Genomic DNA, 21,757 nt, shown 5'->3' on the forward strand with positions numbered 1-21,757 from the left:
ACAGGTGCTCCTGTAGACGCCGGGTCGATCGAGCCGCCGTTGGCGTTGGCGTTTGTTACGAGGCTGTTTTAATGCCGCTGTCGAATATCCGCATCATTCATCAGGACGCCGCCGTCCTGGTGGTGGACAAGCCCACCCTGCTGCTCTCCGTGCCCGGCCGGGCCGATGACAACAAGGATTGCCTGATCACCCGCCTGCAGGAAAACGGCTACCCGGAAGCCCGTATTGTCCATCGACTGGACTGGGAAACCTCCGGCATCATCCTGCTGGCCCGCGACCCCGATACCCATCGCGAACTGTCCCGGCAATTTCACGACCGCGAGACCGAAAAAGCCTACACCGCCCTGTGCTGGGGCCAGCCGGAACTGGACAGCGGCAGCATCGACCTGCCACTGCGCTACGACCCGCCGACCAAACCGCGGCACGTGGTGGATCACGAATTCGGCAAGAACGCCCTGACCTTCTGGCGAGTGCTGGAACGCTGCAGCGACTGGTGCCGCGTCGAGCTGACCCCGATCACCGGGCGCTCGCACCAGTTGCGGGTGCATATGCTGTCCATCGGCCACCCGCTGCTGGGCGACGGCCTGTACGCGCATCCGCAAGCGCTGGCCGCCTGGCCACGCCTGTGCCTGCACGCCAGCATGCTCAGCTTCACCCATCCGCAGAGTGGCGAACGCCTGCGCTTCGAGTGCCCGGCACCGTTCTGATCGAGAGCGGCCACCGTAGCGGGACGCCCCTCGATTGAGGGGCATACAGATACGGAAAAACCTGATCAAAAATGAAGATTAATCTGAACAATTTGTTATGAATTTGTGAAAATAATATTAAAATAGTGGCTATTCGACATTAAGGCAGGAAGCCCTCGTGCTCAGCAGTCAGCCATTTCAACGCGATTACCCTTTCACCTTCTGCTTTCTGAATACCACCCTGCACCTTCGCGAAAAACCTTCGGCAGACGCCTGCACAGCCCTCGAACAACTCATCCGCCAACGTCACGCACACAAACAGACCCGCGCCAGCACCCCCTTGGCGACCGGCGAGACACCGCTGTTCGCCAAGGTGCAGCCCCTGGATACGCTCAAGGCGAAAGTTCGCGTCACCCTGGGCAAGCCCCAGCGCAACGGCCGCTTCGACTGGCCGCTGGAAGAGCTGATCAACACCGTCGAAGCCCAGCGACGCGGCGTACAGATGTCCGACCTTGAAGGATTCGGCTATACCCGCGATCGCCTGGGGCTGGTACAGGAATACTTCATCATTACCCGCCTGCTGGATGATTACGTCGACGGCGTACAGTGGTTGCGCAACAACCCGGACAAGATCGAGCCTTTTATCCGCGATGCATTCGGCCTGCTGCACTCCCTCGCGCAAAAGAACATCACCCACATGGATTTCTGGGCCGGCAACATCATGATCAGCCCCCAGGCTCCGCTCAAGGCCATCGACTTCGAGAACTGCTTCGCGACCATCACGCCCCATGCCAGCGAAACCCTGGGTTTTCAGTTGGGGTTCTTCTATCGCCGCGAAGTCTACAAACTGATCACCGAAGCGCAGTACGACGCGCTGGTGGAGGAATACCTCGATCAACTGCCGGGCATTTGCGCAGAGAAATTCAATGAGGTTTACCAGGCCAGCAAGCATGAATATGTGGGTCGCAAGCAACGCCGCGAAGTGTTCCTCAAAGGCAACCTGATCACCGGTTGAGCCGTTTTCCCTGCCGCGATGAATGTTGTCTCCCTCAACGGCATTGCGCCTGCAATGCCGCGAGCCGATACGGTAAACTCGCGCCACTGCTGTCTGGAGTTACTTATGCGCGAAGAGTTGAACCAGGGCCTGATCGACTTCCTCAAGGCCTCCCCTACCCCTTTCCATGCAACCGCCAGCCTCGTACAACGCCTGGAGGCCGCGGGCTACCAGCGTCTCGACGAGCGCGAGCCGTGGACCACCGAAGCCAACGGTCGCTACTACGTCACCCGCAATGACTCCTCCATCGTGGCCGTCAAGCTGGGGCGGCATTCGCCTCTGCAAGGCGGGATCCGCATGGTCGGCGCGCACACCGACAGCCCGTGCCTGCGGGTCAAGCCGCAACCGGAGCTGCAACGCCAGGGCTTCTGGCAACTGGGCGTGGAAGTCTATGGCGGCGCCCTGCTGGCGCCCTGGTTCGACCGCGACCTGTCGTTGGCCGGCCGCGTCACCTTCCGCCGCGACGGCAAGGTTGAAAGCCAGTTGATCGACTTCAAGGCGCCCATTGCGATCATCCCCAACCTGGCGATTCACCTCAATCGCGAAGCCAACCAGGGCTGGGCCATCAATGCCCAGACCGAGTTGCCGCCGATCCTCGCGCAATTCGCCGGCGACGAGCGGGTCGACTTCCGCGCGGTGCTGACCGACCAGCTGGCCCGCGAACACGGCCTGAACGCCGATGTGGTGCTCGATTACGAGCTGAGCTTCTACGACACCCAAAGCGCGGCGGTGATCGGCCTGCACGGCGACTTCATCGCCGGCGCGCGCCTGGACAACCTGCTGTCCTGCTACGCCGGCCTGCAAGCCTTGCTCAACGCCGACACCGAGGAAACCTGCGTGCTGGTCTGCAACGACCACGAAGAAGTCGGCTCCTGCTCGGCCTGCGGCGCCGACGGCCCGATGCTCGAACAGACCCTGCGCCGCCTGCTGCCCGAAGGCGACGAATTCGTGCGTACCATCCAGAAGTCGCTGCTGGTCTCGGCCGACAACGCCCATGGCGTGCACCCCAACTACGCCGACAAGCACGATGCCAACCACGGCCCGAAACTCAACGCCGGCCCGGTGATCAAGGTCAACAGCAACCAGCGCTACGCCACCAACAGCGAAACCGCCGGTTTCTTCCGCCACCTGTGCATGGCCGAGGAAGTGCCGGTGCAAAGCTTCGTGGTGCGCAGCGACATGGGTTGTGGCTCGACCATCGGCCCGATCACCGCCAGCCACCTGGGCGTGCGCACCGTGGATATCGGCCTGCCGACTTTCGCCATGCACTCGATCCGCGAACTGTGCGGCAGCCACGACCTGGCCCATCTGGTGAAGGTCTTGAGCGCGTTCTACGCCAGCCGCGATCTGCCGTAAGCCCCATGTAGCCGCTGCCGCAGGCTGCGACAAGCCCGAAGGGCTTCAGCGATCCCAAGATCCTGCGCCTGTTTTACAGGTGATCGCAGCCAGCGCCAGCGGCTACAGGGTGCCGAAGCATTTCTGATGCACATCAACCCGAACCTCGCCAAAGCCACCTAGACTTAGGACTATCCCCTTCCGACAAGGCTGTCGCCATGATCTCGATGTCTTCGTTCCACGCCATGCTCATTCCCATTCTCTCGGGAATGATCCTGTTGGCCATCGGCTACAACTTCCGCGACAAGAACGCCGGCATCTTCAGCATGTGGGCCGGTATGCTGCTGATCCTCGGCACCGTGATCTACAAGATCCTCGCCAAACTCGCCGAATAAATCCGCCGTCCAGGCTCGCATTGGTATTGGCTGCCTCGTACACTCGGTCGATCCGCTTTTTCTGAGGTTGACCGCCCAGTGTTTGCTCGTCTTTCCGTTCTGCCCTACTGCCTGTTTCTCTGTCTCCTGACACTGTTGCCGCTGTCATCGGCCCAGGCAGTGGGTTTGCCGGGCCTGCTCAACAGCGGCAAAACCCAGCCACAAGCCGAGCAGCCCCTGGGGCAGTCGCTGGATGAAGTGATCAAGTCCCTGGAAAACGACCAGCAACGCACCCAGTTGCTGACCGACCTGAAAAAACTCCGCGACGCCACGAAGAAGGCCCAGACGCCCGCCGAAGAAGGCGTGCTCGGCCTGATCGGCGGCACCCTGTCCAGCTTCGAAAAACAGTTCTCCGGCGCCGACAGCCCGATCACTCGCTGGTCGAACGAATTCGATCAGGCCCAGGATGAACTGGCGGCCCTGATGCTGCCGGCCAGCGAATGGCTGCCGATCATCTTCGCCTTCGCCCTGATCCTGATGGTCTGGAGCCTTCTAGCCGCGGCGCTGATCTGGCTCAGCCACCGCCTGCGCGAGCGTTTCGGCCTCACCGAAGAACTGCCGCAACACCCCAAGACCTGGGACCTGCTGCGCTTCGCCCTGCGCAAACTGGGGCCCTGGCTGATCGCGTTGATCATGACCGTGTACATGACCTACAAACTGCCGTCGTCCCTGGGCAAGGACCTGGCCATGGTCCTGGCTTATGCGCTGGTGGTCGGCACCTGCTTCTCGGCGATCTGCGTGATCGCCTTTTCCGTGCTGGACGGTCCGAACCGTCACCGCGCGCTGTACATCCTGCGTCGCCAGGCTTTCCGGCCGTTGTGGCTGATCGGCAGTTTCGCCGCCTTCGGCGAGGCCTTGAGCGACCCACGGTTGATCGCCAGCCTGGGCAGCCACCTGGCGCACACCGCGGCCACCTTCGCCAATGTCATGGCGGCCTTGTCCACCGGGGTGTTCATCCTGCGTTTCCGCCGGCCGATCGCTCACCTGATCCGCAACCAGCCGCTGTCCCGGCGCCTGACCCGCCGCGCCCTGAGCGACACCATCGAGATCATCGGCACCTTCTGGTACCTGCCAGCGCTGGTGCTGGTGGCCATCTCCCTGTTCGCCACCTTCATTTCCGCCGGCGACACCAGCACCGCGCTGCGCCAGTCGCTGATCTGCACCGTGCTGCTGGTGCTGTGCATGGTGATCAACGGCCTGGTGCGTCGCCATTCCCTCAAGCCCCAGCGCGGGCACAAGCGCCACGCCCTGTATTCCGAGCGCCTCAAAGGCTTCTTCTACACCCTCGCCCACCTGCTGGTGTGGCTGGTGTTCATCGAACTCGGCCTGCGGGTCTGGGGCATGTCGCTGATCCGCTTCACCGAAGGCGACGGCCACGAAATCAGCGTCAAGCTGTTCAGCCTCGGCGGTACCCTGCTGTTCGCCTGGCTGATCTGGATCCTCAGCGACACCGCGGTGCACCACGCCCTGACCCGCTCGCGCAAAGGCCTGGCCAATGCCCGGGCGCAGACCATGATGCCGCTGATCCGCAACGTGCTGTTCGTGGCGATCTTCATCATTGGCCTGATCGTCGCCCTGGCGAACATGGGCATGAACGTCACGCCACTGCTGGCCGGTGCCGGGGTGATCGGCCTGGCCATCGGTTTTGGCGCCCAGTCGCTGGTGGCCGACCTGATCACCGGCCTGTTCATCATCATCGAGGACTCCCTGGCCATCGACGACTACGTGGACGTCGGCGGCCACCTGGGTACCGTCGAAGGCTTGACCATCCGCACCGTGCGCCTGCGGGACATCGACGGCATCGTGCACACCATCCCGTTCAGCGAAATCAAGAGCATCAAGAACTACTCCCGGGAGTTCGGCTACGCGATCTTCCGGGTGGCCATTCCGTACAACATGGACATAGACGAAGCCATCAAACTGATGCGCGATGTCGGCCAGAAGATGCGTACCGACCCGCTGCAACGGCGCAACATCTGGTCGCCGCTGGAGTTCCAGGGGGTGGAAAGCTTCGAGTCCGGCAACGCGATTCTGCGCGCCCGCTTCAAGACCGCGCCGATCAAGCAATGGGAAGTGTCGCGAGCCTTCAACCTGTCCCTCAAGCGTCACCTCGACGAAGCCGGAATGGACCTGGCCACGCCACGCATGAGCGTGCAGGTGATCACCGCCGGCGGCGGGCCCCAGCAAGAGGAGTAAGGCGTCCGGCCGCGTCTCGGCAAGGGCGCGGCCGTACTCTCCAGGGTTGGGGCGGTCACAGGTTCTGGCACCTGAGCAGCACAACACTAATCATGGAGAGAGTCCCCTATGCAGCTATCCGCTATCGCCCAAGCCTGCCTGATCGGCGTCCTGGCCTTGTCCGGCCAGACCGCCAACGCTGTCGACGACAGCCCCATGGAACAGGCCCGCCAGCACATCGCCGAACAGGCCAAGGCCCTGGAGCCAGCGCTGCTGGAAACCCGTCGCGATATCCACGCCCACCCGGAACTCGGCAACACCGAACAGCGCACCGCACAGCTGGTAGCCACGCAATTGCGCGCCCTGGGCCTGGAGGTCAAGACCGGCGTCGCCCGCACCGGCGTGGTGGCGGTGCTCAAGGGCGCCCTGCCCGGCCCCACCGTGGCCTTGCGCGCCGATATGGACGCGCTGCCGGTCAAGGAAGTCGCGGACCTGCCGTTCGCCTCCAAGGCCAAGGGGCGCTACCTGGATAAGGAAGTGGACGTCATGCACGCCTGCGGCCACGACGCCCACACCGCCATCCTGCTGAGCACGGCGAAAATCCTCAGCGACATGCGCGAGCGCCTGCCCGGCACCGTGGTGTTCTATTTCCAGCCCGCCGAAGAAGGCCCGAGCGATTTCATCCCCGACGGCAAGAACACCTGGGGCGCGAAAATGATGGTGCAGGAAGGCGTGATGCAATCGCCCAAGCCGGACGCGGTGTTCGGCCTGCATGTCTGGGCCGGGATTCCGGCCGGACGCATCGCCTACCGCCCGGGCCCGACCCTGGCCAGCTCCGACGACCTGCGCATCAGGATTCTCGGCAAGCAGACCCACGCCGGCCGCCCCTGGGACGGCATCGACCCGATCACGGTCGGCGCCCAGACCGTCGTCGGGCTGCAAACCGTGGTCAGCCGCCGCACCGACATCTCGTCGTTTCCCTCGGTGGTCAGCATCGGCACCATCAACGGCGGCACACGCTACAACATCATCCCCGAGTCGCTGGACATGAGCGGCACCATCCGCTCGTACGACTACGGCATTCGCCAGAAGCTGCACAGCGATGTGCGCCAGACCGTGGAAAAGATCGCCGAAAGCGGCGGCGCCGAGGCCGAGGTGAGCATCATCGAGAAGTACGACCCGACCATCAACGATCCGGCCCTGACCGAGAAAATGCTGCCGAGCCTGCGCTGGGCGGCCAAGGACGATGTGGTACAGGGCCCGCTGGTGGGGGGCGCGGAAGACTTTTCCTTCTATGCCAAGGAGGCGCCGGGGCTGTTCGTGTTTCTCGGCGTGACACCGCGGGACCAGGACATGGCCAAGGCCGCGCCGAACCACAACCCGGGGTTCTTTGTCGATGAATCGGCGCTGGTGGTGGGCGTGCGTACCCTGGCGTCATTGACCACGGATTATCTGTTTGCCGGGGCCAAACCTTAAGGACTGGCCCCTGGCGTCATCGCGAACAAGCTCGCTCCCGCACCGGGAGCGGGCTCAGACCACATCGACACCGACATGGATCGCGTCGTGGCGCCAGAACTCCAGGTCGCAGTCGATCAGGCGCTGGTGCTGGTCGTAATTGACCCGGGCGATCCGCAGCCCGGGGCTGCCGACCGAAACCTTCAACGCCGCCGCGGCCTCCACCGGCAAGGAGGTCGGCACGATCTCGAAGCGCACCCGCCCGTAATGCAGGTCGTAGTGCCGCGCGTACAGCTCGGTGATCGACTGGTTCAGGTCGAAATCGAGAATGCCCGGAAAGTACTGCGGATTGAGGTAGTGCTCGACATACAGCACCAGACGCTCGTCGATACGTCGTACCCGACGGATCTGGATCACGCTGGACAGCGCCGGCAGTTGCAGCCAGGCACAGACCGCCGCTGAAGCCGGTTGCAGGCGCGCCGAAATCATCTCGGTCGACGGCACGCGCCCCTGGGCGCTGACCATCGCGTGAAAATGGCTGCGCTGCATCAGGTTGTAGGCCAGCCGTGGCGGCGAGACGAACCAGCCGCGCCGCTCCTCGCGGTAGATCTGGCCCTGGGCCTCCAGCTGCAACAAGGCTTCGCGCACGGTAATCCGCGTAGTGCCGAACAACTCGCTGAGCTTGCGCTCGGCCGGCAGCTTGCTACCGGGTGCCAACAACCCGTGATCGATCTGTTCCTGCAGGACCTGCCCAATGGCTGTCACCGCCTTGACTGCCTCTTCGCGCATCAACGTTACCTATCTGGACTAGACCAGCACTGTTTCAGGGCAAAACGTGCCAGGGAAAAAGGCACTCAGCCTTCACCGAGAGCCTAGGCACTGCATATGACTGACAGATGACAACGCCGCCAAATCGCTGTGCCAGACACCTGCAATTGGCTGGCCAAGTCCTTTCATATCAGCTGTTTAGCCCTGGGCTACGCTTATCTCGCAGACCCGTGCCTGACACTCGCAAACGCCTTGCAGGACTGATGCCGACATCAAAGTGTCATCCAGCCGGCTTAAATTGGCTCAGGTATTGCTGACCTAGACCAACAACGTTAGACAAACACAGCGTTGAACACGCCCAAAGGAGCTTCGGATGAAACAGCTTTTCCTGGCATCACTGTTAGGCTCGACCATTGCCCTGTGCACCGCCGCCATGGCCGCCGATACCGACTTGAAGACCCTGGAAGCCGCGGCGAAAGCCGAAGGCGCCGTCAACAGCGTCGGCATGCCCGACGACTGGGCCAACTGGAAAGGGACCTGGGAAGACCTGGCCAAGCACTACGGCCTCAAGCACATCGACACCGACATGAGCTCGGCCCAGGAGATCGCCAAGTTCGCCGCCGAGAAAGACAACGCCAGCGCCGACATCGGCGACGTGGGCGCGGCCTTCGGCCCGATCGCGGTCAAGCAGGGCGTGGTCCAGGCTTACAAGCCAAGCACCTGGGACCAGGTCCCGGACTGGGCCAAGGACAAGGACGGCAACTGGGCGCTGGCCTACACCGGCACCATCGCCTTCATCATCAACAAGAAGCTGCTGCACGGCTCCGAAGCCCCCAAAAGCTGGGCCGACCTGGAGAAAGGCAAATACAAGGTCTCCATCGGCGACGTGAGCACCGCCGCTCAGGCCGCCAACGGCGTGCTGGCCGCGGCCATCGCCAAGGGCGGCGATGAAAAGAACATCCAGCCGGCGCTGCTGATGTTCGCCGAGATCGCCAAGCAGGGGCGCCTGTCCCTGGCCAACCCAACCATCGCCACCATGGAAAAGGGTGAAGTGGAAGTCGGCGTGGTCTGGGACTTCAACGGCCTGAGCTACCGCAACAAGATGGTCAACAAGGACGACTACATCGTGCTGATCCCCTCGGACGGTTCGGTGATCTCCGGCTACACCACCATCATCAACAAATACGCCAAGCACCCGAATGCGGCCAAGCTGACCCGTGAATACATCTTCAGCGATGCCGGCCAGATCAACCTGGCGCGCGGCAATGCCCGTCCGATCCGCGCCGAACACCTGACCCTGCCCGCCGAAGTCCAGGCCAACCTGCTGCCCAACGAGCAGTACAAGAAAGTCACGCCGATCAAGGACGCCGACGCCTGGGAGAAAACCTCCAAGGGCCTGCCACAGAAATGGCAGGAAGAAGTGATCATCAACATGCAGTAATGCTGCATCTGTAGGAGCGAGCTTGCTCGCGATCCAGGCGCTGCGGTCTGTCCTGGAACCGCAGAGATGCCATCGCGAGCAAGCTCGCTCCTACAGGCACCTGGTTGTCTTTCGGAGTCCTCCCCCATGTCACACAACGTCATCCTTGTCGTGCTCGACGGCCTCAACCATGAGGTCGCCCGCCATGCCATGGGACACCTTCAGGCCTACGTCGGCGCGGGACGCGCAGCGCTGTACAAGCTGGAATGCGAACTGCCGGCCCTGTCCCGACCGCTCTACGAATGCATCCTGACCGGGGTGCCACCGATCGACAGCGGCATCGTGCACAACAACGTCTCGCGCCTGTCCAACCAGCGCAGCATTTTCCACTACGCCAGCGCCGCCGGGCTCGGCACCGCCGCCGCGGCTTATCACTGGATCAGCGAGCTGTACAACCGCTCACCGTTCAACCCGGCCCGGGACCGGCATACCGACAACAAGAAGCTGCCGATCCAGCACGGGCATTTCTACTGGAACGACCACTACCCCGATTCCCACCTGTTCGCCGACGCCGAACACCTGCGGCTGCGCCATGCCCCGAACTTTCTGCTGGTGCACCCGATGAACATCGACGACGCCGGCCACAAGCACGGCCTCGACACCCCGCAGTACCGCAACAGCGCACGCGCGGCCGACATCATCCTCGCCGATTACCTGCAAGGCTGGCTCGACGCCGGCTACCAGGTGCTGGTGACCGCCGACCACGGCATGAACAACGACCGCTCCCACAACGGCCTGCTGCCGGAGGAGCGGGAAGTGCCGTTGTTCGTTCTCGGCGATGCATTCAGCTTCAGCCCCGTCGCCACGCCGGATCAGACCGAGTTGTGCGGCACCATCTGCGAGTTGCTCGGCGTGCCCCACGACAAACCTGTATGCCGGGAGTTGCTGAAGTGAATGCATTCACCCGCGGCAAATGGCTGGCGATCCTGTGCCTGCTGCCGTTTGCCCTGTTCTTCATCGTGTTCCAGATCGCCCCGCTGCTCTGGGTGCTGATCAACAGCCTGCAATCGGAAGAGTTCGGCTGGGGCCTGGCCAATTTCAACAAGATCTTCAGTTCCAGGTTCTATCTGCAAGCCATCCAGTACAGCCTGGAGATCAGCTTCTGGTCGAGCGTGTTCGGCATCGTCATCGCGATTCTCGGCAGCTACTCGCTGCGCCGGGTCGACTCGAAGCTGCGCAACTTCGTCAACGCCTTCGCCAACATGACCAGCAACTTCGCCGGCGTGCCCCTGGCGTTCGCCTTCATCATCCTGCTGGGCTTCAACGGCAGCATCACCATCATGCTCAAGCAGGCGGGGATCATTCAGGACTTCAACCTGTACTCCAAGACCGGCCTGATCATCCTCTACACCTACTTCCAGATCCCCCTGGGCGTGCTGCTGCTCTACCCGGCCTTCGATGCCCTGCGCGAAGACTGGCGCGAGTCCGCGGCACTGCTTGGCGCCAGTGGCTGGCAGTTCTGGCGCCACATCGGCCTGCCGGTGCTGACCCCGGCGCTACTGGGGACCTTCGTCATCCTGCTGGCCAACGCCCTGGGCGCCTATGCCACGGTCTATGCACTGACCACCGGCAACTTCAACGTGCTGCCGATCCGCATCGCCGCCATGGTTTCCGGCGACATCTCCCTCGACCCGAACATGGCCAGCGCCCTGGCCGTGGTCCTGGTGGCGCTGATGACCCTGGTGACCATCGTCCATCAGCTGCTGTTGAAGAGGAGCTACCATGTCTCGCGCTGAACCCGGCTCCGCCGCCCTCTATCACCGGGTCGTGGTGTACCTGCTGTTCGCTATCCTCCTGCTGCCGCTGGCCGGGACCCTGGTCTACTCCATCGCCAGCAACTGGTCGGCGACCATCCTGCCCAGCGGCTTCACCTTCAAGTGGTACATCCAGCTGTGGAGCGACCCGCGCTTCCTGCACGCCTTCGGCCAGTCGCTGCTGGTCTGCGTCGGCGCCCTGATCCTGTCGGTGGTGCTGATCCTGCCCCTGCTGTTCGTGGTGCACTACCACTTCCCAAGGCTCGATGCACTGATGAACATCCTGATCCTGCTGCCGTTCGCGGTGCCGCCGGTGGTGTCCTCGGTGGGCCTGCTGCAACTCTACGGTTCGGGACCGTTCGCCATGGTCGGCACGCCGTGGATCCTCGTCGGCTGCTACTTCACCGTGGCCCTGCCGTTCATGTACCGGGCGATCACCAATAACCTGCAAGCGATCAACCTGCGCGACCTGATGGACGCCGCTCATCTGCTGGGCGCCAGTACCTGGCAGGCGGCTTTCCTGGTGGTGCTGCCGAATCTGCGCAAGGGCCTGATGGTGGCCCTGCTGCTGTCGTTCTCGTTCCTGTTCGGCGAGTTCGTGTTCGCCAACATCCTGGTGGGCACCCGCTACGAAACCCTGCAGGTCTACCTGAACAACATGCGCAACAGCAGCGGCCACTTCACCAGTGCGCTGGTGATTTCCTACTTCTTCTTTGTGCTGGTTCTGACCTGGGCCGCCAACATCTTGAACAAGGACAAAAGCCAATGAGCTTCGTCAGCGTCCAACACCTGCAGAAAAATTACAGTGGCACCCCGGTGTTCAGCGACATCAACTGCGAAATCCACAAGGGCGAATTCGTCACGCTGCTCGGCCCGTCCGGCTGCGGCAAGTCCACCCTGCTGCGCTGCATCGCCGGCCTGACCCCGGTGGACGCCGGCAAGATCCTCCTCGACGGCCACGACATCGTGCCCCTGAGCCCGCAGAAACGCGGGATCGGCATGGTGTTCCAGAGCTATGCGCTGTTCCCCAACATGACCGTGGAGCAGAACGTGGCGTTCGGCCTGCGCATGCAGAAGGTCAACGCCGACGAGAGCCACCAGCGCGTGCTCGAAGTCCTGCGCCTGGTGGAACTGCACGACTTCGCCAGCCGTTATCCCCATCAACTGTCCGGGGGCCAGTGCCAGCGCGTGGCCCTGGCCCGCTCGCTGGTGACCCGTCCGCGCCTGTTGCTGCTGGACGAGCCGCTGTCGGCGCTGGACGCGCGGATCCGCAAGCACCTGCGCGAACAGATCCGGCAGATCCAGCGCGAACTGGGGCTGACCACGATTTTCGTCACTCACGATCAGGAAGAAGCCCTGACCATGTCCGACCGTATTTTCCTGATGAACCAGGGCAAGATCGTCCAGAGCGGCGACGCCGAGACGCTCTACACCGCACCGGTGGATGTGTTCGCCGCTGGCTTCATCGGCAACTACAACCTGCTGGATGCCGAGAGCGCCAGCAAGCTGCTGCAGCGGCCGATCAACGGGCGTATCGCGATTCGCCCAGAAGCCATCGAACTGCGCAAGGACGGCGAACCCGACGCGCTGATCCGCAGCCATAGCCTGCTGGGCAACGTGATCCGCTACCGGGTCGAAGCCCGTGGCGTGGAACTGGTGGTGGATGTGCTGAACCGCTCGCCGGACGATCTGCACCCCGACGGCCAACGCCTGGCACTTTCCATCGATCCCACGGCCCTCTGTGAAGTAGCTTGACGGCAGCGACAAGCTGCAAGCTTCAAGTTATAGATAGACTGCTAAGCACCTAAATCCAATTCTTGCAGCTTGAAGCTTATAGCTTGAAGCTGTTCTCGGAGAGAACTGCACTAATGGCCCTGGCAATTTTTGATCTGGACGAGACCCTGATCCACGGCGACTGCGCCACCCTCTGGAGCGAACAGATGGGGCGCCTCGGTTGGGTCGACAGCGAGTCTTTCATGCGCCGCAACAACGAGCTGATGGACGCCTACAGCCACGGCAAGCTGGCCATGGAGGAGTTCATGGCCTTCAGCCTGGAGCCGATGGCCGGCCGCACCCCGGAAGAGGTCGGGCACCTGGTCGGCCCCTGGGTCGAGGACGTGATCGAGCCGATCATTTTCAGCGACGCCTGCAAAGCCATCGCAGCCCACCGCAAGGCCGGCGACCGGATCCTGGTGATCTCGGCCTCGGGCACTCACCTGGTCCAGCCCATCGCCGAACGCCTGGGCATCGATGAAGTCCTGGGGATCGAGCTGGAGGTCCTGCACGGGGTCTACAGCGGTAATACCCTGGGCACCCTGACCTACCGCGAAGGCAAGGTCACCCGCCTGCTGGAATGGCTGGATGCCGAAGAAGAAAACCTCGAAGGCGCGAGCTTCTATTCCGACTCGCGCAACGACCTGCCGTTGCTGCTGAAGGTCGACTACCCGCATGTGGTCAACCCGGACCCGGTACTGCGCGAACACGCGGAAAAGGCCGGCTGGCCGATTCATCAGTGGAAGTAGGTGCCTCTGTAGCCGCTGCCGCAGGCTGCGATCGCCCACAACGTGGGCGCAAGATCTGAAGATCGCTGAAGCCCTTTGGGCTTATCGCAGCCTTCGGCAGTGGCTACAGGATCAGGCCAAGGTCTCGTCGATCAGCAGCACCAGCTTGCCCGACACCTGGTTGGTCGCCAGCTCGGCAAAGGCCGCTTCGGCGTCCTTGATCGGGAAGGTCATGGCCAGCTGCGGGCTCAGGCGCCCTTCGGCGAACAGTGGCCAGACATGCTGGCTGAGGTCGCTGAACAGATCGGCCTTGAACTGCTCGTCGCGGCTGCGCAGGGTCGAACCCAGCAACTGGATGCGCTTGCCGAGGATCTGCGCCAGGTCCAACTGGGCCTCGCGCCCGCCCATCAAGCCGATCAGCACCCAGCGCCCGTCCAGGGCCAGCAGCTTGACGTTATGCGCGGCATAGTTGGCGCCGACCGGATCCAGGATCACATCGAACGGCCCGAAATCCCGCAGGCCTTCCAGGCCGTCGGTGCGCACCACGCCGCCCTGGGCCCCCAGCGCTTCACAGTAGGCCAGGCGGTCGGCGGAACCGACGCTGACCCAGCACGGGTTGCCGAATGCCTTGCACAACTGGATCGCGGCCGAACCGACACCGCTGGCGCCGGCGTGCAGCAGGACCTTCTCCCCCGGCTTGAGGGCCGCCAGCTGGAACAGGTTCAGCCAGGCGGTGCTGTACACCTCGGGCAGCGCCGCCGCTTGCGCCAGGGACAGCCCTTCCGGCACCGGCAGGACATGACGGGCATCGACCACCACTTCCTCGGCCATGCCGCCCCCGGCCAGCAGCGCGCAGACCCGATCGCCGACCTGCCACGCAGAGCCCGGGCCGACCTCGCTGATCACGCCTGAGCATTCAAGGCCCAACACCTTGCTGGCGCCCGGTGGCGGCGGATAGAGCCCGGCCCGTTGCAACAGGTCGGCCCGGTTCAGTCCCGCGGCCGCCACGCGGATTCGCACTTGTCCTACGTCGCACGTCGGACTGGGCTCTTCAACCCACTCCACATGACCTTCAACGCCTTGCAATGCTTTCACAGTGCCTCCATAGTGAGTCTGGACTGAGCCCGGAGCTGTAGCACCGGGCTTTTTGCATTATGCGACCGGTCCTTGTGGAACCGGCGACTTCAAAGACGGCCTAATATGCGTTATCAATTGCCCCCGCGTCGAATCAGCATGAAGCATTTGTTCCCCAGCACCGCCCTCGCTCTTTTCATTGGTCTCGGTCTGCTGCCGATGTCGACCAATACGTTCGCAGCCAATAGCTGGGACAAACTTCAGCCGGATCGCGACGAGGTAATTGCCAGCCTCAATGTCGTCGAGCTGCTCAAGCGTCATCACTACAGCAAGCCACCGCTGGACGACGCGCGCTCGGCGATCATCTATGACAGCTACCTGAAGCTGCTGGACCCGTCGCGCAGCTACTTCATGGCCAGCGACATCGCGGAATTCGACAAGTGGAAAACCCAGTTCGACGACTTCCTGAAAAGCGGTGACCTGAACGCCGGCTTCATCATTTACAAACGCTACCTGGACCGCGTCAAGGCGCGCCTGGACTTTGCCCTGGCCGAGCTGGGCAAAGGCGTCGACAAATTCGACTTCACCACCAAGGAGTCCTTGCTGATCGATCGCAAGGACGCGCCTTGGCTCAAGACCACCGCGGAACTCGACGACCTGTGGCGCAAGCGCGTCAAGGACGAAGTCCTGCGCATGAAGATCGCTGGCAAGGAACCCAAGCAGATCCAGGAAACGCTGACCAAGCGCTACAAGAATCAGCTCGCCCGCCTGGACCAGACCCGCGCCGAAGATATCTTCCAGGCGTACATCAACACCTTCGCCATGTCCTACGACCCGCACACCAACTATCTGTCGCCGGATAACGCGGAGAACTTCGACATCAACATGAGCCTGTCGCTGGAAGGCATCGGCGCCGTGTTGCAGAGCGACAACGACCAGGTCAAGGTCGTGCGCCTGGTGCCGGCCGGCCCGGCGGACAAGACCAAGCAGGTGGCCCCGGCGGACAAGATCATCGGCGTGGCCCAGGGCGACAAGGAAATGGTCGACGTGGTCGGCTGGCGCCTGGACGAAGTGGTCAAGCTGATCCGCGGTCCGAAAGGCTCGGTGGTGCGCCTGGAAATCATCCCGGCGAGCAACGCGCCGAACGACCAGACCAGCAAGATCGTATCCATCACCCGCGAAGCGGTGAAGCTGGAAGAGCAGGCGGCGAAGAAGTCGATCCTCAACCTCAAGCAGGACGGCAAGGACTACAAGCTCGGGGTGATCGAGATCCCGGCCTTCTACCTGGACTTCAAGGCCTTCCGTGCCGGCGATCCGGACTACAAGAGCACCACCCGTGACGTGAAGAAACTGCTGACCGAGTTGCAGAAAGACAAGGTCGACGGCGTGGTCATCGACCTGCGCAACAACGGCGGCGGTTCCCTGCAGGAAGCCACCGAGCTGACCAGCCTGTTCATCGACAAGGGCCCTACCGTGCTGGTGCGTAACGCCGACGGCCGGGTCGATGTGCTCGAAGATGAAAACCCTGGCGCCTTCTACAAAGGGCCGATGGCGCTGCTGGTCAACCGTCTCTCGGCCTCGGCCTCGGAGATTTTCGCCGGTGCGATGCAGGACTATCACCGTGCCCTGATCATCGGTGGCCAGACCTTCGGCAAAGGCACCGTGCAGACCATCCAGCCGCTCAATCACGGCGAGCTGAAACTGACCCTGGCCAAGTTCTACCGGGTCTCCGGGCAGAGCACCCAGCATCAGGGCGTACTGCCGGACATCGATTACCCGTCGATCATCGACACCAAGGAAATCGGCGAAAGCGCCCTGCCCGAAGCCATGCCGTGGGACACCATTCGCCCGGCCATCAAGCCGGCGGTGGATCCGTTCAAGCCGTTCCTCGCGCAGCTGAAATCCGAGCATGACGTGCGCTCGGCCAAGGACGCCGAGTTCGTCTTCATCCGCGACAAGCTGGCCCTGGCCAAGAAGCTGATGGCGGAAAAAACCGTCAGCCTCAACGAAGCCGAACGTCGGGCACAACACGCCGACATCGAGGCCAAGCAGTTGACGCTGGAAAACATCCGCCGCAAGGCCAAGGGTGAAGAGCCGCTCAAGGAGCTGAAGAAAGAAGACGAGGACGCCATTGCGGCCGCCGATCCGGACAAGACCAAGCCGGAAGACGACGCTTACCTCAGCGAAACCGGGCGAATCCTCCTCGATTACCTGAAGCTCAACACCGCGGTCGCCAAGCACTGAGATGATGGCAATTTAATGCTGACGCTCCTCGGAGCGTCATCAAACAGTCATCATTCTGTCGTGAAATAAAGGACCGGGCGCTGCTCTTGAATCAAGGGCGCGCCCGGTCCTTTTTTTATCGACAGAGATCGCCATGACCACGACCGAACAGCTGAGTGCCTTGAGTTCAATCCTGGCTCAAAGCGGTTTGCACAGTCTGTTCCAGCCGATCATCTGCCTCTCCGAACGACGCATTCTCGGCTATGAAGCCTTGACCCGTGGTCCGTCCAACAGCCCGCTGCACTCCCCTGTCGCCCTGTTTGCCGTGGCCCGCCAGGCCGGACGCCTCAGCGAGCTGGAAATCGCTTGCCGCCAGAGCGCCTGCAAGGGTTTCAGCGAGCAGCAGTTGCCCGGCAAGCTGTTCCTCAACGTGTCTCCGGAGTCATTGCTGGAAGCCGCCCACCAGCCCGGCCGCACCCTGCAATTGCTGCAGGACTTCGGTATCCCGCCGAGCCAGGTGGTGATCGAACTCACCGAGCAGACGCCGATCGATGACTTCCAGCTGCTGCACAATGCGCTGCATCACTATCGGGACATGGGTTTCTCGATCGCCCTGGACGACCTTGGCGCCGGTTATTCGAGCCTGCGCCTGTGGTCCGAGCTGCGCCCGGACTACGTGAAGATCGACCGGCACTTTATCGACGGCATTCATCAGGATGCCCTCAAGCGTGAGTTCGTCGGTTCGATCCTGCAAATTGCCAAGGCCTCCCGGGCCCAGGTGATCGCCGAGGGCATCGAAGTGGCGGAAGAGCTGGAGGTGCTCACGGAAATGGGCGTGGGCCTGCTACAGGGTTACCTGCTCTGCCGCCCCCAGGAACATCCGCCCCGCGATGGCCGCAACCTGCTGCCCAAGCGCGAAAGCCCCCCCGCGACGCTCAACGACGAAGGCAGCGACCTCAGTGCCCTGCTCAACGAACAACCGGCGGTAGCACGCGACATACCGACGGCCACGGTGCTGGAAGCCTTCCGCCGCCAGGCCAACCTCAACTCGCTGGCGGTGCTCGACGAACAGGGCCAGCCCTGCGGCATCGTGCACCGCCATTCATTGTCCGATGCCCTGCTCAAGCCCTTCGCCACCGACCTGTTTGCCCGCAAGCCCATCAGCCGCCTGATGAACGATGACTTCCTCGCGGTAGAGATCAGCCAGTCGCTGCAACAAGTCAGCCGCCTGATCACCAGCCGTGCCCGGCAACGGATCGAAGAGGATTTCATCATCACCCTCAACGGTAGCTACCTGGGCCTGGGGCGGGTGATCGATGTGCTCAAGCTGATTACCGAGCTGAAGATCCAGCAGGCGCGTTATGCCAACCCATTGACCCTGCTGCCTGGCAACGTGCCGATCCAGCAGTGCCTGACCCACCTGCTGCAACAAGGACGGGAATCGCTGATCTGTTACGTGGACATTGACAGCTTCAAGCCCTTCAACGATATCTATGGCTACGGCCGTGGCGATGAAGTGCTGTTGTGCCTGGCGCAGTGCCTGAATGACCGGGTGGACCCCAGCCGCGATTTCGTCGGCCATATCGGCGGCGACGACTTTCTCCTGGTATTGGGCCCCGAGGACTGGCAAAAACGCCTGAACCAGCTGCTGGACGACTTCCATAGCCAGTGCCGGCGTTTTTATCGCAGCGAACACCTGGAAGCCGGCTGCTTCATCGCCCCCAACCGCCAGGGCATTCGCCAGGAGTTCGCCTTGCTGTCACTGTCCATTGGCGTGGTGCACCTGTATCCACAGGCCTGTGGACAACTCGATGCCAGCCAGTTGGCCGAGCTGGCCTCGCAAGCAAAGCATCACGCCAAGAACGTGCCGGGCTACAGCATCCATGTGATCGACAGCCGCCAGATGGCAGACGGCTTTACGGCTGACGCGGACCGGCTAGCGGATCCGGCGTACTCGACTGATTCAGCTGCGCCAGCTTGACCTCGGCCAGGGGATGCCCGGCTTTCGCCGCCAGGGTCCACCAACGGGCGGCTTGCGCCGCATCCGCGGCCTTGCTGGGCGAACCGGCCAGGCTGATGACGCCCATCTGATAGGCCGCCTTGGCGTCCCCGGCCAAGCCGGCAAGACGTAACAGGCGTATGCCTTCTTCGCGAGCCCCCAGCCCCTGGCCACGAAAGGTCAGGATATGGCCATAAAAGCTCTGTGCGTCGACGTCCCCCAGGTTCGCCATGCGCGCCAATTGCCCCTCCAGCCAATGCCAGCCCCGGGGTTGACGCACAAGCCAGGGCCAATGAAACAACCGGCGAGCCAGCCAGTAGCCGGCTCGCGCCTTGAGGCGCCAGAACACTCAGGCCTCCACCGACTCGGGGTATTCGTACTCGAACACACGAACCACTTCCGAGGCGTGCCACGACGCGGCCGCGACCCCATCGGAAGGCCCGGAAAAACGCCCGAGGCGTTCCGCACACTCGAAAAAACCGGTGCGCGGCAATCGACTCGCCCCCTGGCTGATCACCAGCGAACTGCGCAATGGCTGCTCCGCACGCGCATCCAGCGCGGCCAGATGCTCAAGGGCCGCCGTCAGGGTCTGCATGGCGGGGCTGGGTAGCTGCAAGCGCTCAAGCAGAGCGCGATAGGTCAAAAGATGGCGTTGCCGACGGGCCTGGTCGAGTTCCCCCAACAGGCCATCCCAATGTTGACGACTGATCCTTACGCTCACGATTCATCCCTCCAACCCGGAACCGTCAATTCCCAGGCCAGGCTACGGCGTATAGCGGCGTCGGGTTGACGCTCACCGCTTTCAATCATGGCCAGATATGACGGACTGATACCTACCGTACGGGCAAGCGCCTCAATGGCGATGCCCTTGGCTTCACGCAAACTGCGAAGTTGATCCAGACCTGGAAGCGGCTGGTCGGCTGTGGTCGCGACAGGCCCCCTGGCTTCTCGCGGAGATTGTTCGGTGATACCTGCGGCTTTTAGTAAAGCCTGATACTGAGCCCATGGCAGAACCGCATATTCGGGCTCGCCATCGCGTGCAATTATCTGAATATCCATTACTACCCCGTAGGACGACACATAACGAGTCGGACTTTTCCTTATGAAGTGTAATCCTAACAGTCACTAAGGTCGCGGGGGCATCGTTGTATGGATCCGAATTCACTCAGTTTTTCTTCGGACCTTCCAATTGCAGTTGTTCCGGGGTGTCAGGCAAACGTTCCACTACCGCCAGCTTCTCCGGTTGCTGGCGATTGCGCCAGGCGCGAAAGGCGTTGAGTTCGCCGTCCAGGGTTTTCATGATCCAGGCCAGAACGGCGACATCGTCGAGCATGCCGAACATCGGCAGGAAGTCCGGGATGGCATCCAGCGGACTGAGGAAGTACATCAGGCCCGCGACCACCGACAGCAGCGCCTTGGGGCTGATGGCGCGGTACTCACCACGCCAGTAAGCCAGGCACAGGGCCTGCAGCAGGCGCAGATCGTCCTTGAGCTTGCCAAGACGGCCGCCTTGCAAGGCGCCTTTGCTGGCCACGGCGAACAACAGGGTCGGCAGTCGGCCACGGCTGAGCAAGCGGCCGGCCAGGGGCAGGAAGCGGGCAAAATTCCAGGGTGCTTTCATCGTCACTCCCACTGAAATGTTATCCACACAAATTGTGGATAACCTTGTGAACAGAGCCGCTTTTCACAGCTGAAAGCCCCGTTTTACAAGGGCTCGGCTCAGATCGGGCGTTTTTTACTCACATAAAAAAACCCATAATTTCATTGACTTGGCAGCCTCATGCGGCTAGCCGCAACACGTGCTGTTAAGACTATGCCTTATGCCGTGGGTTCGCATTTTTTCCCGGACCAACGACCAGATACGACAACGCCCCGTAAGAACGGGGCGTTGTCATTGAACCAGACGAAGATTACTTGGCGTCGTCTTGTTTCGCTGGATCCTTGATACCCAGCAGTTCCAGCTCGAACACCAGAACCGAGTTGGCCGGAATGGCCGGGCTCGGGCTCTGTGCGCCGTAGGCCAGATCGCTCGGGATGTACAGTTTGTACTTCTCGCCGACGTGCATCAGTTGCAGGCCTTCGACCCAACCCGGAATCACGCCGCTGACCGGCAGATCGATCGGGCTGCCGCGCTCGACCGAGCTGTCGAACACAGTGCCGTTGGTCAGGGTGCCGGTGTAGTGAACGGTCACCACGTCGGTCGGCTTAGGCTGGGCGCCATCGGCTTTTTTCAGCACTTCGTACTGCAGGCCGGAGGCGGTAGTGGTCACGCCAGCCTTCTTGCCGTTTTCTTCGAGGAATTTCTTGCCGGCTGCTGCCGACTCTTCGCTGATCTTGGCCATGCGCTCTTCAGCACGCTTTTGCAGCGCGGCGAAGGCTTCGACCAGTTCGTCGTCTTTCAGCTTCTGTTCTTTCTTGCCGATGGCATCTTCGATGCCCTGGGCTACCGCTTTGGAATCCAGGTCATCCATACCTTCCTGGGCAAGGCTTTTGCCCATGTTCAGGCCGATACCATAGGAAGCTTTCTGCGCCGGGGTTTTCAGCTCCACGCTGGTCTGCGAGTCACAACCCGCGAGTACCAGGCTAACCAGGGCTACCGCCGCCGCTAACCGATGCTGTTTCATGCTATTTCCTTGTTCATGCGCCTAAAGGGCAATCGAGTAAAGCCGCGAGCTTATCAGGCGGCCACGACCAATGGCTACCGGCATGAGAGCCGGATTAGCCCGATAAGTTCACGTGTTTAAAAGCATTTCGCCAGCCATTACAACGAGCGCGGGAAAGAACACCCCGACCGCAAAGTAACGACAGCGGACGTAATG

At 62.2% G+C, this 21,757-nt stretch carries 21 protein-coding genes; 14 read left to right on the plus strand and 7 right to left on the minus strand.

The annotated features are described in order from the left end of the window. Positions 1–71: 71 nt before the first annotated feature. The 6 genes from AC07Y9_RS03615 (at position 72) to AC07Y9_RS03640 (ending at position 7,160) form a co-directional block, all read left to right on the plus strand. Positions 72–707 (plus strand): RluA family pseudouridine synthase, encoded by a 636-nt coding sequence (locus tag AC07Y9_RS03615; protein ID WP_102679080.1) that lies wholly within the window; start codon positions 72–74, stop codon positions 705–707. 157 nt (positions 708–864) lie between these two features. Continuing rightward, positions 865–1,701 (plus strand): hypothetical protein, encoded by an 837-nt coding sequence (locus AC07Y9_RS03620; protein ID WP_007928668.1) that lies wholly within the window; start codon positions 865–867, stop codon positions 1,699–1,701. Positions 1,702–1,806: 105 nt separating this feature from the next. Next, the gene (locus AC07Y9_RS03625) at positions 1,807–3,096 is read left to right on the plus strand and encodes a M18 family aminopeptidase (RefSeq protein ID WP_007928670.1); all 1,290 of its coding nucleotides are present in this window, start codon (positions 1,807–1,809) and stop codon (positions 3,094–3,096) included. 197 nt (positions 3,097–3,293) lie between these two features. Then, positions 3,294–3,470, plus strand: a complete 177-nt coding sequence (locus tag AC07Y9_RS03630; protein WP_007927853.1) for a hypothetical protein — start codon at positions 3,294–3,296, stop codon at positions 3,468–3,470. Between the two features lie 78 nt (positions 3,471–3,548). Beyond that, positions 3,549–5,705: a mechanosensitive ion channel family protein gene (locus AC07Y9_RS03635; protein WP_102679079.1), complete on the plus strand. Its 2,157-nt coding sequence runs from the start codon at positions 3,549–3,551 to the stop codon at positions 5,703–5,705. A 108-nt stretch (positions 5,706–5,813) separates the two neighbouring features. Beyond that, on the plus strand, positions 5,814–7,160 hold the full coding sequence (locus AC07Y9_RS03640; protein WP_102679078.1) for an amidohydrolase: 1,347 nt from the start codon (positions 5,814–5,816) through the stop codon (positions 7,158–7,160). 54 nt (positions 7,161–7,214) lie between these two features. Here the strand turns inward: AC07Y9_RS03640 and phnR are convergent, their stop codons facing one another. Then, entirely contained in the window at positions 7,215–7,928 is a 714-nt protein-coding gene (phnR, locus tag AC07Y9_RS03645) for a phosphonate utilization transcriptional regulator PhnR (RefSeq protein WP_102679077.1), read from the minus strand. 352 nt (positions 7,929–8,280) lie between these two features. Between phnR and AC07Y9_RS03650 the strand changes: the two genes are divergently transcribed. From AC07Y9_RS03650 to AC07Y9_RS03675, 6 genes are all read left to right on the plus strand, one after another. Continuing rightward, on the plus strand, positions 8,281–9,348 hold the full coding sequence (locus AC07Y9_RS03650; RefSeq protein WP_102679076.1) for an ABC transporter substrate-binding protein: 1,068 nt from the start codon (positions 8,281–8,283) through the stop codon (positions 9,346–9,348). A gap of 126 nt (positions 9,349–9,474) precedes the next feature. Next, positions 9,475–10,281, plus strand: coding sequence for an alkaline phosphatase family protein (locus AC07Y9_RS03655; protein ID WP_087092411.1), 807 nt, complete (start codon positions 9,475–9,477; stop codon positions 10,279–10,281). Further along, positions 10,260–11,123 carry an ABC transporter permease gene (locus tag AC07Y9_RS03660; RefSeq protein ID WP_164523771.1) on the plus strand — a complete coding sequence of 288 codons (864 nt, stop codon included), beginning with the start codon at positions 10,260–10,262 and terminating at the stop codon, positions 11,121–11,123. The genes AC07Y9_RS03655 and AC07Y9_RS03660 overlap by 22 nt, the downstream gene beginning before the upstream one ends. Continuing rightward, a complete protein-coding gene (locus AC07Y9_RS03665; RefSeq protein ID WP_102679075.1) occupies positions 11,110–11,910 on the plus strand; it encodes an ABC transporter permease in 801 nt (266 codons plus the stop codon). Before AC07Y9_RS03660 ends, AC07Y9_RS03665 begins: the two co-directional genes overlap by 14 nt. Beyond that, positions 11,907–12,896 carry an ABC transporter ATP-binding protein gene (locus AC07Y9_RS03670; RefSeq protein ID WP_053262233.1) on the plus strand — a complete coding sequence of 330 codons (990 nt, stop codon included), beginning with the start codon at positions 11,907–11,909 and terminating at the stop codon, positions 12,894–12,896. The genes AC07Y9_RS03665 and AC07Y9_RS03670 overlap by 4 nt, the downstream gene beginning before the upstream one ends. A gap of 113 nt (positions 12,897–13,009) precedes the next feature. Continuing rightward, entirely contained in the window at positions 13,010–13,663 is a 654-nt protein-coding gene (locus AC07Y9_RS03675; protein ID WP_009045076.1) for an HAD family hydrolase, read from the plus strand. Positions 13,664–13,774: 111 nt separating this feature from the next. On the opposite strand, the gene AC07Y9_RS03680 is transcribed toward AC07Y9_RS03675, so the two are convergent. Beyond that, positions 13,775–14,737, minus strand: coding sequence for a zinc-binding dehydrogenase (locus AC07Y9_RS03680; RefSeq protein WP_062825001.1), 963 nt, complete (start codon positions 14,735–14,737; stop codon positions 13,775–13,777). Between the two features lie 138 nt (positions 14,738–14,875). On the opposite strand from AC07Y9_RS03680, the gene AC07Y9_RS03685 reads away from it, so the two are divergent. Both AC07Y9_RS03685 and AC07Y9_RS03690 read left to right on the plus strand, forming a co-directional pair. Continuing rightward, positions 14,876–16,960 (plus strand): carboxy terminal-processing peptidase, encoded by a 2,085-nt coding sequence (locus tag AC07Y9_RS03685; protein ID WP_164485204.1) that lies wholly within the window; start codon positions 14,876–14,878, stop codon positions 16,958–16,960. A 133-nt stretch (positions 16,961–17,093) separates the two neighbouring features. Then, a complete protein-coding gene (locus AC07Y9_RS03690; protein ID WP_102679074.1) occupies positions 17,094–18,920 on the plus strand; it encodes a bifunctional diguanylate cyclase/phosphodiesterase in 1,827 nt (608 codons plus the stop codon). Here the strand turns inward: AC07Y9_RS03690 and AC07Y9_RS03695 are convergent. The 5 genes from AC07Y9_RS03695 to bamJ all read right to left on the minus strand — a co-directional run bounded on the left by AC07Y9_RS03695 (position 18,856) and on the right by bamJ (position 21,562). Then, the gene (locus AC07Y9_RS03695) at positions 18,856–19,287 is read right to left on the minus strand and encodes an SEL1-like repeat protein (protein WP_102679073.1); all 432 of its coding nucleotides are present in this window, start codon (positions 19,285–19,287) and stop codon (positions 18,856–18,858) included. The genes AC07Y9_RS03690 and AC07Y9_RS03695 overlap by 65 nt on opposite strands. Then, complete coding sequence (locus AC07Y9_RS03700; protein ID WP_007927825.1) at positions 19,288–19,659, minus strand: hypothetical protein; 372 nt, start codon at positions 19,657–19,659, stop codon at positions 19,288–19,290. Next, entirely contained in the window at positions 19,656–19,997 is a 342-nt protein-coding gene (locus AC07Y9_RS03705) for a helix-turn-helix domain-containing protein (RefSeq protein WP_081002342.1), read from the minus strand. Before AC07Y9_RS03705 ends, AC07Y9_RS03700 begins: the two co-directional genes overlap by 4 nt. Before the next feature lie 106 nt (positions 19,998–20,103). After that, entirely contained in the window at positions 20,104–20,559 is a 456-nt protein-coding gene (locus tag AC07Y9_RS03710; protein WP_102679072.1) for a YkvA family protein, read from the minus strand. A 289-nt stretch (positions 20,560–20,848) separates the two neighbouring features. Beyond that, on the minus strand, positions 20,849–21,562 hold the full coding sequence (gene bamJ, locus AC07Y9_RS03715) for a BamJ family beta-barrel-assembly machinery protein (protein WP_007927823.1): 714 nt from the start codon (positions 21,560–21,562) through the stop codon (positions 20,849–20,851). Positions 21,563–21,757 lie beyond the last annotated feature (195 nt).

It is taken from the genome of Pseudomonas sp. GW456-L12 (assembly GCF_059424045.1).

Coding starts and splice junctions, on each gene's coding strand:
- AC07Y9_RS03705 (WP_081002342.1), bottom strand. CDS start 19,997: ATGGATATTCAGATAATTGCACGCGATGGCGAGCCCGAATATGCGGTT.
- AC07Y9_RS03650 (WP_102679076.1), top strand. CDS start 8,281: ATGAAACAGCTTTTCCTGGCATCACTGTTAGGCTCGACCATTGCCCTG.
- AC07Y9_RS03640 (WP_102679078.1), top strand. CDS start 5,814: ATGCAGCTATCCGCTATCGCCCAAGCCTGCCTGATCGGCGTCCTGGCC.
- AC07Y9_RS03690 (WP_102679074.1), top strand. CDS start 17,094: ATGACCACGACCGAACAGCTGAGTGCCTTGAGTTCAATCCTGGCTCAA.
- bamJ (WP_007927823.1), bottom strand. CDS start 21,562: ATGAAACAGCATCGGTTAGCGGCGGCGGTAGCCCTGGTTAGCCTGGTA.
- AC07Y9_RS03655 (WP_087092411.1), top strand. CDS start 9,475: ATGTCACACAACGTCATCCTTGTCGTGCTCGACGGCCTCAACCATGAG.
- AC07Y9_RS03665 (WP_102679075.1), top strand. CDS start 11,110: ATGTCTCGCGCTGAACCCGGCTCCGCCGCCCTCTATCACCGGGTCGTG.
- AC07Y9_RS03670 (WP_053262233.1), top strand. CDS start 11,907: ATGAGCTTCGTCAGCGTCCAACACCTGCAGAAAAATTACAGTGGCACC.
- AC07Y9_RS03660 (WP_164523771.1), top strand. CDS start 10,260: ATGCCGGGAGTTGCTGAAGTGAATGCATTCACCCGCGGCAAATGGCTG.
- phnR (WP_102679077.1), bottom strand. CDS start 7,928: ATGCGCGAAGAGGCAGTCAAGGCGGTGACAGCCATTGGGCAGGTCCTG.
- AC07Y9_RS03630 (WP_007927853.1), top strand. CDS start 3,294: ATGATCTCGATGTCTTCGTTCCACGCCATGCTCATTCCCATTCTCTCG.
- AC07Y9_RS03625 (WP_007928670.1), top strand. CDS start 1,807: ATGCGCGAAGAGTTGAACCAGGGCCTGATCGACTTCCTCAAGGCCTCC.
- AC07Y9_RS03710 (WP_102679072.1), bottom strand. CDS start 20,559: ATGAAAGCACCCTGGAATTTTGCCCGCTTCCTGCCCCTGGCCGGCCGC.
- AC07Y9_RS03675 (WP_009045076.1), top strand. CDS start 13,010: ATGGCCCTGGCAATTTTTGATCTGGACGAGACCCTGATCCACGGCGAC.
- AC07Y9_RS03685 (WP_164485204.1), top strand. CDS start 14,876: ATGAAGCATTTGTTCCCCAGCACCGCCCTCGCTCTTTTCATTGGTCTC.
- AC07Y9_RS03615 (WP_102679080.1), top strand. CDS start 72: ATGCCGCTGTCGAATATCCGCATCATTCATCAGGACGCCGCCGTCCTG.